The 13,059-nt window shown below is 51.8% G+C and carries 11 protein-coding genes; 3 read left to right on the top strand and 8 right to left on the bottom strand.

The features are described from left to right. Positions 1-29: 29 nt before the first annotated feature. The 5 genes from B1728_RS19395 to B1728_RS19375 are packed head-to-tail and all read right to left on the bottom strand — an operon-like array spanning position 30 to position 5,102. Positions 30-272, bottom strand: a complete 243-nt coding sequence (locus B1728_RS19395; protein WP_079912049.1) for a hypothetical protein — start codon at positions 270-272, stop codon at positions 30-32. Further along, on the bottom strand, positions 248-2,071 hold the full coding sequence (locus tag B1728_RS19390) for a glycosyl hydrolase family 28-related protein (RefSeq protein ID WP_079912048.1): 1,824 nt from the start codon (positions 2,069-2,071) through the stop codon (positions 248-250). The genes B1728_RS19395 and B1728_RS19390 overlap by 25 nt, the downstream gene beginning before the upstream one ends. Before the next feature lie 43 nt (positions 2,072-2,114). Then, positions 2,115-2,924: an HAD family hydrolase gene (locus tag B1728_RS19385; RefSeq protein ID WP_079912047.1), complete on the bottom strand. Its 810-nt coding sequence runs from the start codon at positions 2,922-2,924 to the stop codon at positions 2,115-2,117. Next, positions 2,921-3,802 (bottom strand): sugar phosphate isomerase/epimerase family protein, encoded by an 882-nt coding sequence (locus B1728_RS19380; protein ID WP_079912046.1) that lies wholly within the window; start codon positions 3,800-3,802, stop codon positions 2,921-2,923. The genes B1728_RS19385 and B1728_RS19380 overlap by 4 nt, the downstream gene beginning before the upstream one ends. A gap of 19 nt (positions 3,803-3,821) precedes the next feature. Then, positions 3,822-5,102 (bottom strand): ABC transporter substrate-binding protein, encoded by a 1,281-nt coding sequence (locus tag B1728_RS19375; RefSeq protein ID WP_179136092.1) that lies wholly within the window; start codon positions 5,100-5,102, stop codon positions 3,822-3,824. A 257-nt stretch (positions 5,103-5,359) separates the two neighbouring features. Here B1728_RS19375 and B1728_RS19370 point away from each other — a divergent pair, with 257 nt between their 5' ends. After that, positions 5,360-6,205, top strand: coding sequence for an AraC family transcriptional regulator (locus tag B1728_RS19370; RefSeq protein WP_079912044.1), 846 nt, complete (start codon positions 5,360-5,362; stop codon positions 6,203-6,205). A 15-nt stretch (positions 6,206-6,220) separates the two neighbouring features. On the opposite strand, the gene B1728_RS19365 is transcribed toward B1728_RS19370, so the two are convergent. Next, positions 6,221-7,012: a putative protein N(5)-glutamine methyltransferase gene (locus B1728_RS19365; protein ID WP_079912043.1), complete on the bottom strand. Its 792-nt coding sequence runs from the start codon at positions 7,010-7,012 to the stop codon at positions 6,221-6,223. Positions 7,013-7,170: 158 nt separating this feature from the next. Continuing rightward, positions 7,171-7,689, bottom strand: a complete 519-nt coding sequence (locus B1728_RS19360; RefSeq protein ID WP_079912042.1) for a hypothetical protein — start codon at positions 7,687-7,689, stop codon at positions 7,171-7,173. A 346-nt stretch (positions 7,690-8,035) separates the two neighbouring features. Between B1728_RS19360 and B1728_RS19355 the strand changes: the two genes are divergently transcribed. Both B1728_RS19355 and B1728_RS19350 read left to right on the top strand, forming a co-directional pair. Further along, positions 8,036-9,160, top strand: coding sequence for a response regulator (locus B1728_RS19355; RefSeq protein WP_079912041.1), 1,125 nt, complete (start codon positions 8,036-8,038; stop codon positions 9,158-9,160). A gap of 150 nt (positions 9,161-9,310) precedes the next feature. Then, positions 9,311-11,929: an S-layer homology domain-containing protein gene (locus B1728_RS19350; RefSeq protein ID WP_179136091.1), complete on the top strand. Its 2,619-nt coding sequence runs from the start codon at positions 9,311-9,313 to the stop codon at positions 11,927-11,929. Positions 11,930-11,984: 55 nt separating this feature from the next. On the opposite strand, the gene B1728_RS19345 is transcribed toward B1728_RS19350, so the two are convergent. After that, on the bottom strand, positions 11,985-12,914 hold the full coding sequence (locus tag B1728_RS19345; RefSeq protein ID WP_144027925.1) for a LysR family transcriptional regulator: 930 nt from the start codon (positions 12,912-12,914) through the stop codon (positions 11,985-11,987). Positions 12,915-13,059: the final 145 nt, after the last annotated feature.

The raw sequence follows: 13,059 nt of genomic DNA, 5'->3' as shown, positions 1-13,059 counted from the left end.
GGCCTAGAAATAAAAAAGCCGAAACGAATCTATCGTCTGCCGAATATAAACCCGAGAGCTCCGACGATTTCATCCGTATCCTCGTCAAAGCAGAAGATGGCATCCGTATTCATAAGCACCAGAAACCTATTTCCAGCGCGATTATAGACATCCGATATGGCAAAAAAAGCACCTGCCCTTGCGGCAAGTGCTTCGATTCGTTCTTCATTCAAATAATCCGGATAAGACGGCTTAGCCCAGCATGTGCCTACCCGATATACTCCACAATACATTCCGCCTCCGGGTTCGCCTGGGTCACATTGGAGCCGGCCACCAGCTGAAGGCTGCATTTCTCGGCCGTATCGCAGCGGAAATACAAATCCTGCTTCAGCAGGAACCCCTGCGAATGGTTCGGTGCCGTCAACGTAGCCAATACCGTCGGCGTCGCTTCCGTCGTCTGTACCGTAAAGGTCGCCGCCCCTGTAGAGGTGACCGCACCGGCAGGCGATTGCAGGAAAATGTTCACGATGCGTGCGTTCATCGGCACATAGAACCCGACGGTCGTAGAGGCCGAATAAGGGAATTTGCCGTCGGCCCGTTTGACCGAAATGGCGGTTCTTTTGGTGATGCCGAACGAGCTCTTCTGGAATCCGTAGTCGCATTCCCAGGATTTGCGGGAAGGATCTCCCTGGCCCCTCGTATTCGTAAAATGAATCGTCGGCGTCCCGCCCTGATTCGCGTTGCCGCCTTCCGCCGTAAACACGATAAAATCCGACGGGCTCGTATGCTGATTAATCTCACAGTTGGCATAGACAATATTGTGCGGATATTGGAAGCTGTTCACCCTGTACATATATTCGTGCTTGCCGAGCAGGCGGCAGTTATCGAATTTGATGACAGGCATTTTGGTGTTATTGCTGTAGAACGTGGCGACCAGCTCTGTCGCTGCGCGTAACGGCACAGAGCTCGACGTATCGACATTGATGAAGGACACGATTCCCGCGCTCCACTCGCAGTAAATCAGCTTGCTGTTGGCGTTACGGTGCTCCATTCTGGAGCCGATGCACAGAAAGCGTTCCACTCCATAGGAATGCGTAGCCCCGAGCAGCTTGAAGAACGTGCCCGCATTAGCCCCGATATGGATGTAGCTTCCGCCCCAGACGGTAATATTGCCGCCTTTCTCAAACTGGAGGAAATCCCCCTCCTGTACCTCGAAATTGCAGGAGTAGAAGTTATAGTTCAGGAACTGGTCCGACCCTCCGGACGAAGGGACATAGACGCCTTTCAAGCAGCTCCCCGCCCAATCCACTTCACGCCAGTTCATCTCGCTGTTCGTGTCCGTCCCCTCCAGGTGGAACGTATATCCCCAGCTTCCGCGGAAGCGGATCCGTTCGAACGACCAGCTCTGAGGCTGCCCGGTCGAGTAGGAGCGCATAAAATGATTGCTTGTGCTGGTCGAATAAAACTCTATATCGGAGATCGAGCAGAACTGCCAGGCGTTATTGTTGTGGGCCAAATACGTCCCGGCCGCCGCAGGGCTGTAGATGACCTGGGTAGTGCCTGCTCCGGCGCCCTGGATGTGCAAGCCGACCGTACTCGTCGTATAGCTGCTTCGCAGCAGCGATTCCGGTTGGGTTATGAGGTAGGAGCCCGGTGGTAGGAACAGGCTGACCCGGCCTAGCTTGCTTCCCGAAGCCCCGGGGGCCGGGTTCGTGACGGCCTGGCTCTCGGCGTAAGCAATCGCGGCCTGGAAGGCAGCCGAATCGTCGGTGGTGCCGTTGCCCACGGCCCCAAAATCCTTGACGCTGACCCACTCGCGCAGCTTGTCCCCGGCCGTTCGCGTGCTCATGCCCGCCGCCTGTAGGAAGGCTACATCATCCGCATCGACAGTACTGAGGAGCTGAGCTCCGGTGCCGGTTTTGTATACCGCATCCGTAACGGAAGTCTGGCCGCCGCTCAGAGCGTTAGCTACGCCATTGTTTAAGAGTACTCCGGTCATGGCGGCAGCGCCCGTCATTCCGATAGCCGTCAGTATCTCCCTGCGGCTTAATCTTTTGTCCTTGTCTTCCGACTCTTTGTTCTTGTCCATCATGATCCCTCCTGTGATTGGTTAATGGAATCGTCAAAAAGCAGGGTTACTTTGGCGGCCCGCCAAGGACACGGCAGACCGCTTCCGCCACGCCGTCTCCATAGCTGCCTGCAGCCAAATAACCGTGTGCCGCTTGAAGGCGGGCCTTCACCTCCTCCTCGGCATTGCCGGGAGCAGCAGCGATGAATCCGAAGCCGCCGTCAAGCATGGACAGATCATTGCAGCTGTCCCCTATGACAAGCGCCTGCTCCGGAGGAACTCCAAGCGTGCGGCACGCTTGCGCCAATACAGGACCTTTGCCTACTGTCGAATGCCGGACGCACACTCCTGCAACATTACGCACCGCGTAGTAAGGCAGGCCGCTTCGCTGCAGCCAGTCGGCCATAACCGCCTCCCCCGCCCTGGCTGTATCGGCGCTGCTGAACAGCACCTCTACGAAGCCTCTTCCTGCTTCCTTCTCCTCCTCGCACCGTTTTGAGGCAGCATCAATCTGCAACAGCTTGCCCTCGAGCAAAGCGGAGATACCGGAAATCACATCGACGAAATGCGAGCGTTCGACCCGCTCCACCTCATCGTTCCACTCCGTCTCCGCCGCATACTTGCCTTGGCTGTCAAGGAAATGGATCAGGCGCTCCTCAGAGATGATCACATGAGGCCAGCCCTCCTGTTCCGGTTCAATGCCTTCTCGCTCAAGCAGCTTCAGAATGAACGTCATGTCCCTGCCCGTTACAATCGCGATGCGTATTTGCCGGGCTGCCGCCCGACGTAAAGCCTCCACACCGGATGGCTTGAAGCCATACCTACCGGAAGTCCCTCCAAGCAGCGTCCCGTCCAGATCTACGGCAATCAGCTTCATGCTTCCTTGGATTCCCCTTTCAATCCGACCAGATAGTGCCCCAGCGCAACGGCGTAGCGCAAGCCCTCTTCCCGCAAGGCATTCGGCAGCACGCGAATCGACTGGTGGGTCTCATAAGTGAAATCCCCCCTATAATTAATGGCATCGAGGGCCGACATGACCGCCGTCCAATCGATGGAGCCTTGGTAAGGAAGCAGATGCTGATCCTGTACGCCATCGTTATCGTTAATATGAGTCGCCTTGAGCCTGTGGCCGAATTTGCGGATTTCGTTCGGATGGATTCCCTGCTCATGCGCGTGTCCCGTATCGAGACATCCCCCGACCAGCGGATGATCCAGCGCATCGATCAGCTCTATAAGCTCATCGAATAAAGCGCAATACGTTCTTCGAACGGTATGAGGGCGCGCCGGACGATCATAGAAATTTTCCAGGGCGATACCGACACCCGTCTGCTCCATCACCGGAAAGAGCCTTCGGAAGAACCTCACATTAAACTCCTTGGCCTCATGATGAGGCTCCCCTTGGACGGAGACCCCGCTGGAATGGAGTACAACCCAGGGCACTCCGAGAATAGACGCCGTCTTTATCGAACGGACAGCAAGCTCCAGGAACGATTCAATATCCAAACCCGGCACCATTTGCTGGAACAACCGCCCGTGCACCGGCCCGTGCATTTGGGTAAACCGTATGCCGTTCTCATCCGCTATTTCGCGAATATGATGCGCCCAGGCCTCCTCCTCCTCCCGCGTCTTGGTCAGCACATCCTTCTGATGATCCCAATAGTTGAAATCCAGCGCCTCGAAGCCCGCCGCCTTGCATACGGGAATCGCCCGCTCATAGTCGGTCCCGAATACATTTAATGATGTAGAAATCTTCATGCTCTCGTTGGCCTCCCCATCATTTGGTGCCCTGCGACTGGATATACCGGGTAAGCTCTTCTTCCGCTTCCCGCAGGGCCGTGTTCACGTCCTTTTTATCTCCAATGTAGTCGAGGAATGTCTTTTTCAATATTTCATTGCCTTTGGAATGGTAGATGGAGAACGGCGGGGCGTAAGCCGGGCTGCTCTTGAATATGCCCTGCAAATTTTTCCCCTTCAGCATCGGCAGGCCGCTTCCGAACGCCTTGCGGAGCTCCGGATTGGACAATGCGGACAGCTTGCCCATGCTGGAGCTCAAGCTCTGCACCTCATCGGACAAGAACACCTCGATCACCTTCATCGCATCGTCCTTATGCTTACTCGTGCTGGTCATCATGACCACATTCAGGTCATACATCCCGTACGTATTCGGCAGCTCCTTGTAGCTCGGGAATTGAACCATATCCCAATTCAAATCGGGGGTTTTCTCCAGCTGGTCGAACATATTGACCGTCCCCACCATCGCGAGCGTCTTCTCTTTCGTAAAACGGCCGGTGCTGAGTTTGCCCGGATTATCCGGAATCGAATACAGCTGCTTGCCCAAGTCGAAGGCTTTCTTGTAAGCATCGCTGTTCACCAGCACCTTGTTGGTCTTGCCGTCCACGGGGACCAGAGATAACGGGTACGTCAACCTGGAGAGCGTATCCATGTCAAAGCCGCTGTACTGAACGCCATCCTGCGTCCGGGACATTTTGCGCGCAAGCTCCACCGTATCCTCCCATGTCATGCCGTCTTTGGGGTAGGGTACCCCGAATTTGTCGAACAAATCTTTGTTGTAATAGAGCGCATAGAACTGGATCTGGTAAGGAACCCCGTAAATTTCACCCTTGTCGGACAGCTCCTTGATCGTTTCCATAGCCTTGGGGTCGAACCGGCCGAAGTCGAAGCCGGCCTTGCGGGCATAAGGCGTCATATCCTCAAAGATGCCGTACTGCTTGTTCCCGTTAATATTGCCGTTCCACATAAGAATCAGATCCATATCCTCTTTGGCCGCTATCGTGCTTTCGAACTGCGTCGCATTTTTGGCCAACATTTCGACCGTGATGTAAGGATATTTCTTCTTCACAGGCTCGGCGATCAGCTTGTTAAAATCGGACTCCGACATCGGATTGTACGGAAACAGCTTTAAAGTCACCGGGTCGGGATCCTTGGGCTTTGTTAAGCCGTTGCCCTCCTTCGCGCCTGGTTCCGGTGCTCCGCAAGCCGCCAAGGCCAACAGGGTGAATGCGGTTCCACAAACGAATGCGAGCTTTATCTTCATGGACCGGTCTCCTCTTTCCAGAAGTGAATTGCTGTCCTCATTATCTGTCATGAATAGACCGGTTAGGAATAACAAACGGTAGGATATTTTTTGGCAATTTGTAGGGGTAATGTTGACCGATTGTTAAGGCAGGACTCCTTCGTTAGGGGAATATGAAGTTTTGGATAAGGGGCTTTCGGAAAAAATGAAAGTAAGCTATTATAAGAATATGAAGCGCTTACAATATGGAATGATTCTCGAAACGGCAGGTGGTATCCATGCAAGAATACGCCCACGAATACGCCGAAAGATGGATTCATGAGACCGACTCCTTCGATATGGGCAGCGGCCTGTTCCTCCTTCATATGGGACATAACATCGCCAAGCCGGACTACAGTAACGGCCCGCGCCAGAAGGCACATTATACTATACATTTTGTAAGGGAAGGACGACTTCAATTTCTTTATGGCGGCAGCGAAGTTGAGCTGGGTAAGGGCGATATGTTCTGCATGTTCCCCCATACGTCCTATACGTATCGGGTGGCGCCGTCCGACGACCGCTTGAAAATGATCTGGTTCGCTATTAACGGCAGCCAAGTGCCGGATTTAATGATGATGGCGGGGTTCACCCCCGAGCAGCCCTGCCAGCGCAAGGTCGTCGATCCCGACCTGGAATCGATCCTCCACCAAATGATCCGCCTGCCCAAAAGCCTCAGCAAGAAGCATTTGGTTCTCTGGAGCAGCCTTATGTACCGTATTTTCTCCAAGCTCATTCCCGATCAGGAGCCGGCCCCGGCCCCGCGTACACCGGATGTTTGGCTGAGAAAAAGCCTGGACTTCATCCATACGTGCTACGCCGAGCCAATCACCGTCAACGATATCGCCGCCTACGTCAACATCCATCGCACGCATTTCTCCAAAACATTCACCGAACACGTCGGTATCCCGCCTGTGAAATACCTGCAAAATATCCGGCTCGGCAAAGCGGCACAGCTGCTCAAGCAGACATCGCTATCGGTTACGGAGATTGCATTGACTGTGGGGTATCCGGATTTGTTTTCGTTTACGAGAGCCTTCACGAGACAGTACGGGGTTTCGCCCAGCCGGGTCAGGTACGGCGGTTGAGCTGAGCTGGATAGATTAGGATCGCCTGCCAATAATCACATTAGCGTCGAGCTCTTCGGAATGAACCCATTGCGGCTCCAAGCCATGTTGAGCAAAAAGCCCGGCTGTCAACGGCGCCTGCCTCTCGCTAGTTTCGACTAATAGTACTCCCCCGCTGGCGAGCCAGACAAGGGCTTCCGCTATGATCCTTCGCTGGATATCGAGCCCATCCGCTCCTCCATCGAGCGCCATCCTTGCCTCGTGGACGCGGGCTTCCGCCGGCATGAAGGAAATGGCCGCAGAAGGCACGTAGGGTGCATTCGCTATGATCATATCGACGCGGCGATGCAGTCGTGCAGGCAACGGACCGTAGAGGTCACCCTCATACACAGCTCCCTTGTCCAACGGAACATTCCTTCGGGCACATTGTACGGCGGCAGGGTCCAGATCAACCGCGTGCAATTCGATGCGCCCCATCCCGGCGGCCAGGACCGCACCTACAGCTCCGGAACCGCAGCACAGATCGACTATTATGTCTCCCGGTTGAGTCAGAGCTTCAGCCTGCTGTACGAGAAACCCGGTTCGCTGCCGGGGCACGAAAACTCCGGGATCCAGCTCAATACGCAACCCGCAGAATTCCGCCCATCCGATAATATGCTCAAGAGGGAACCCGGCGACTCTGAGCTCTATCCGCTCGGCCAGCTCGGCTGAATTCCTAGAAGAAGACATAAGCAGTCTAGCCTCGTCCTCGGCAAACACACACCCGGCAGCACGAAGCCTTTCGGCAATCCTACTCCAAATTGCTGTTTCATCCTCGCGATAATCCACGTATCATCCTACTTTACATAGATTTTGATCAATTTCATTCTACATGCTAATCACAGTCCCTTCCTATAGATAATTTTTTTCTATTAAAAAAATCCGCCAGCCTAGTGAAAAAAAAACAACGGGGAGACCTTCTGTCTCCACCGTCGCATGAGTTCATCTTACTGAAAAGTAATATTATGTATACTTGCACTAACGGAACGGGTTGCTGGATATTTGGCGACATCAACTGAAATATAGAAGGAAACTTTCCCCGTGTAACCTGGCGGCAGCTGGATGGTATGCGACCCGTCACCACTGAAATCATCATTCCCACTGTTAGTGTCCTCATAGAGGTAGAAATCTGTGCTGTATGGGGAATCTGTATAAGCTTGAATTTCAACATTGCAATAAGGATCATCAACGAAAAAGGACCAATTAAAGGTTACCTGGCTGATATTCTCAACATAAGTTTCCCCCCACACCTGTCCGTAGCAATAGGAATTCCCATTAGAATCTATCCTCGCATATGCGCTATCTGAAGTAAATTCTGTAGTTAAAATGCTCCTGCAATCACGGTCCCCGGTTGCATCGTCATAGTAAGTCCATTCGATAGGTCCAGCTTGAGCGAATGCGGGTTGTACTGAAACCAATACGGAAAAAACAACGAGAAAAATACTTACGATTTTTTTTAGCCTCATACACGGCCTCCTATAAGATCATGTTATAGCTGGCCAGCTATCAAAAACAGTATTACATTTATTGCCAATCAGGAAAATAGGTGGATTGTGCTTTGTTGGATAGGGTTGGATTACGGAAAATTGAAAGGCTGTCAAGCGTCTTACCGTTGGGTGCTACACAGCTGTTATAAAGAGGTGTCTTTTGTCCTAACAAGAGCTTTTTTTTGTAAATAGAAGATGAAGCTTAAAGGGAGTTTGTTGAACGTTGTCGAATAATGTATCTACAGAAATAACATGTTCGGAGCTTGGGGTGCGTGGGTGTGCAGACGATCTATTTTCTTAAGGGGATGATAGTATAATTACGTGTTTGCTGATAGATGATGAAGAGCCTGCGCTTTCTTTGCTGGAGAGGCTGATTTCGGACAACGGCGGTTTTCGGATTGAAGGTAAATATACGTCGGCTCGGGCGGGACTCGAGCATCTAGCCAAATCCAAGGTGGATGTCGTGTTTATGGATATGGATATGCCGGAGGTGAACGGGCTTAAGGCCGGTGAACATATACAGCAGATGGATCCCGGCATCCTTATCATCTATGTCACTGCTTATTCGGAATATGCGCTGGAGGCTTTCGGCATTCCTGCCCTGGATTATTTGTTAAAGCCCATCGATCCGAAGCGGCTCACCAAAACATTGGGGCGTATCGCGCAGCATGTGCCGCCAACAAACCATTCCACCTCTCATCCATGGATTCGGTGCTTCGGCCAGCTCTCCTTTGAGGGTGCGGATGGTGAGGAAAAGCAGCTCAAGTGGAAGACGGGGAAGGCACAGGAGCTGTTCGTTTATTTACTGCATGAGCAGGAGCGCTGGGTTAATAAAGAAAAGCTGCTTGAAGCTTTATGGCCCGATTACTTAAAGGATAAGGCGCTTACTTATCTTCATACGACAGTATCGCAAATAAGGAAGCTGCTGCGGGAACAGTCCCTTCCGGTTACCGTTGAGTACTCGCTAGATAATTACCGGCTATTGCTCAAGGGAGTGCATTACGACGTTAAGGAGTTTGAAGCGGCAGTCACTAAGGAAGTTCGTATCACTTCAGTTACTGTCCCTATGTACGAAGCGGCTGCTTCTCTCTACCGTGGGGATTTTTTGCAGGAATATGACTATGTATGGGCGGAGTTGAAAAAAAATCAACTATTGGAGCACTATGTTGACCTGGTACTAAATCTGGCGGATTACGAGGCTGCAAACGGTATGGAGAGACAGGCATTGAGGCGCCTTCGCGAGCTTCAACCCAAGTGCCCTTATTCGGAGGAGCTGTGCCGCCGCCAGCTTGCCGTCTGTGCAAGATTGAACGACCGTGCTTTGCTAGATAACTATTTTGCCAAGTTTGCCGAGCTGCTCCGGTATGACTTAGGCGTCGAGCCAAGCCCTCAATTGGTACGATTTTATCAACAACTCCACAACAATAAGCCCTCGGACCTGAATGCATAAAGGTCGGGGGGTATTTTTTTTAGAATCGGTTTAGAGGCGATTGTTATAATCCGGTAGACGAACAATTTGTCATTTCAAGTCGGATCGTGTTAGCGGATCGGTTATAACCAACGATACGAAGCGCATCCCATGAACAAGGAGGACAAACAAGTGAACAAAAAGCAATGGATAAGCGCTGTAATGGCTGCCGCATTATTATCCGGCCCTATCCTGCCGGCCAAAGGCTCGGCTGCCGCTTCATTCAGTGATATTGATGGCTCCTATGCAAAGAATGCCATTATGGAGTTAGCCAACCAAGGGATAGTAACTGGTGTGGAAGATCATAAGTTTTATCCTGCATTGACGATTACTCGACAGGATTTCGCTATTATATTGGCCAAAGCCTTGCAGCTGGATGTTTCGAACCCTCCTGCCACACCGACCTTTAAGGACGTTCCCCCAAGCAGCTACGCCTACAGCTATGTCGAGGCGGCTGTCAAAGCCGGATTGATCCAAGGAACAGGCAATAACCTGTTTGGTACGGGTCAAAATTTATCCCGTCAGGATATGGCCGTTATGTTCGTAAGAGCATTGGGGGCTAATCCCAACGGTAAAGCAGGAGCATTGAAGTTCGCTGACAGCAACCAAATTGCTGATTATGCCAAAGAATCTATAGCAGCTGCTGTGGAGTATGGACTGATTACCGGGGAAGACAACAATGTGTTTAATCCTGATGCCAAAGCGGATCGTCAGGCTGTAGCTCTAGTCGCCTCCAAGCTTTTGAAGCTAAAGACGAGCGGGAATGCTCAGAAGCCCGACTCAGAGAAGCCCGAAACAGGAGAGAAACCTGACTCGAAACCGGATACCCCTAAAGATAACGGCACAGTAACAGACCCTACTCCTGTTGTTGGCGGGTCCTCCTCCTCGGGTTCAACTCGTCGCAGCAGCAGCTATCGGGATCTCATGCCACCTACATTGGACGGCACCAAGTTCGAGGCGGTCGATAACTACAACGGAACGGAAGATCAGATTCACGGATTGGCGGGGGCTGTTGGTGAGCAAGGAGCACTGGTACAAGCCTACCCGTGGACGGATGCGAATGGGAATAACACGGTTGAACCTGAAGAACTGGGAACGGCGATACCCCTCGGCACCAGTGAAGCGGACGGCTCCGTGAGTGCGGTCAATATCGGTGATTTACGCGCTGGAACTTACCGCTTTGTGATTACAGCCAAGGATTCGTGGAACAATGAATCTTTGAAGGATGCCGCGCATGCAGTCACTGTGACTTTGACCAAGAATGAAGTTCCTGATACGACCGCACCGGCAGTCAATGCTTCGAAGTTCGAGATAATCGACAACTACAACGGAACGGAAGATCAGATTCGCGGATTGGCGGGGGCTGTTGGAGAGCAAGGTACTCTGGTACAAGCCTACCCGTGGACGGATCTGAATGAGAACGCTGTAGTCGATGCAGGGGAATTGGGAACACCTATACCTCTCGGTACCAGCGAAGCGGACGGCTCCCTAAATGCGGCCAATATCGGGGATTTGCGTGCGGGAACTTATCGTTTCGTAATTACAACTAAGGATACGTCGGGCAATGAATCAGCAAAGGATGCCGCACACGCAGTCACAGTGACCTTGACCAAGAACGAAGTGCCTGATACGACCGCACCGGTCATCGATGCTTCGAAGTTCGAGGCGATCGATAACTACAACGGAACGGAAGATCAGATTCGTGGATTAGCAGGAGCCGTTGGTGAGCAAGGGGCTCTGGTACAAGCCTACCCGTGGACGGATGCGAATGAGAATGATGCAGTCGATGCAGGGGAATTAGGAACAGCCATAGGATTAGGCTCCAGTAAGGCTGACGGCTCCGTGAACGCGGCCAATATCGGGGATTTGTACGCGGGTACTTACCGCTTTGTGATTACAGCCAAGGATACGTCGAGCAATGAATCTTTGAAGGACGCCGCGCACGCAATCCGTGTGACCTTGACCAAGAATGAAGTTCCTGATACGACCGCACCTGACGTCGATGCTTCGAAGTTCGAGGCGATCGATAACTATACCGGAACGGAAGATCAGCTTCACGGACTGGCGGGGGCTATTGGAGAGCAAGACGCTCTGGTACAAGCTTACCCATGGACGGATCTGAATGAGAACGATGCAGTCGATGCAGGTGAATTAGGGACGGCGATAGAATTAGGTATCAGTGAAGCGGACGGTTCTGTAGCGGCTGCCAATATTGGTAACCTGCAGCCGGGCACGTATAGATTTGTCATTACGGCCAAAGATGCGTCAAACAATGAATCGGTGAAGGATGCTTCGCATGCTGTTACCGTTGAACTGGTGAAAGGGATGTTGACTACACCTACGGTGACTTCTACCATTTATGGATTCGACGGAGGCATTTCACGTACCAAACAGCTGGTAACCGGCTCTACGCAATCGCGCGTTCGGTTTGACTTTTTTTCCGGAGAATCCTATAGAAATGGTGAAATTCAGGTAACGATGGATGCCCTGACTTTTACCACGGATGATTACTATAACATTAGCGGATGGGTCCATCCGACGAACGATCAAATTAGTAATAATGGCCATACACTGACCTTCACGGGAAGCAACTCAGGTATTTCGGATATCGCTTTTGAGCTTCACGATAAAGTGATGCCGGCGCCCGGGACCTATCAGATTAGGTTTAAAGCGGATGCGGATGGTCCTGGGACAGCTAAGTCTTATTCCGAGGAACAAATCATAACTTTAGTTATTATCCCTCCGGCCTAATACAGCTGGAAAATGGAAACGCCGTTCTTGTATAAGAGCGGCGTTTGTTTTTTGATCATCTATCTAACTCGCTCGGATCGTCCAGCTCATCCGATTGATAGCTCCCCATATACTGCTCAAGATGCTGCATAAACAAACGGTCCAGGCTGTTCAAATTCTCATCCCTGTACATAAGAAAGATCTGATTCATCGGGAACGGATTATGCTCGATCGGAATCGCGACCATCTCTCCCGAGTCGATCTCCGGCTGCATATACAGCGGACAAGACAGAAAAATGCCCATCGTGCTTTTAATCCAGAATTTGATCAGCTGCAAGTTGTTCGTTTCATAATGCGGATCGTACAGCATATTCAAGTCCTTGAAGGTCATGTCGATTTTTTTGCGATGGAGGCTTTCCGCCTCGTATAGAATGAGCCTCTCTTTGAGAACCTCCTCTAGACTGAGCTCATCGCGTTCCGCATAAGGGTGCTCTCTCGAAATCACAGCATAGGCCGGATGAGCATACAGCAGCTTGAAGGTGATGCCCGGATCATTGGCCGTATAACGGGTGATCCCGATTTGAATATGCTTACTCTTGAGCATTTTGATCTGCTCTTCTGTGGAGTAGCAGTGTACCTTGAGCGCGATGCCCGGATGCATAGCCAAGAAGCTCTCCAGAACAGGAGGAAGCATCGTTCCGGCAAAGGAGTTGTTGCACCCTAAAGACAGCGTACCGGTCAAGCCATGCTCCAGCTGCTCGATAGCCTCGCGGCCTTGATCAAGTGCAGTCAGCGCACTTAATGCAAAGGGAAGGAACGTATGGCCCTCGTGGGATAAGCGAACGGTTCCGTTCACGCGGATAAACAGCGGCTTGCCGAGCTCTCTCTCCAGCTGCTTAATCCGGTGTGAGACCGTCGGCTGAGGCAGATACAGCTTCTCCGCTGCCTTGGATATGCTCCCGGTACGATAGATGGTGACGAAGGTTAGAATTTGATCGAAGGTCAAGTGGCACCGCCTTTCCCGGAATCGTCCGACCTGTTTACACAGCCCAAGCCGCGACAAGAATATTCAAAAAATGAATAAGGTCATTCATTTTCGATTATTTACTTGATTCCCCATCCTTCATACTATGAACTTACAGGTATTTTAC

Source organism: Paenibacillus sp. 32352 (assembly GCF_002042965.1).
Taxonomy (GTDB): domain Bacteria; phylum Bacillota; class Bacilli; order Paenibacillales; family NBRC-103111; genus Paenibacillus_S; species Paenibacillus_S vulneris.
Note: the sequence above shows the minus strand (reverse complement) of the source record. Positions and strands in the feature narration are given on the sequence as shown.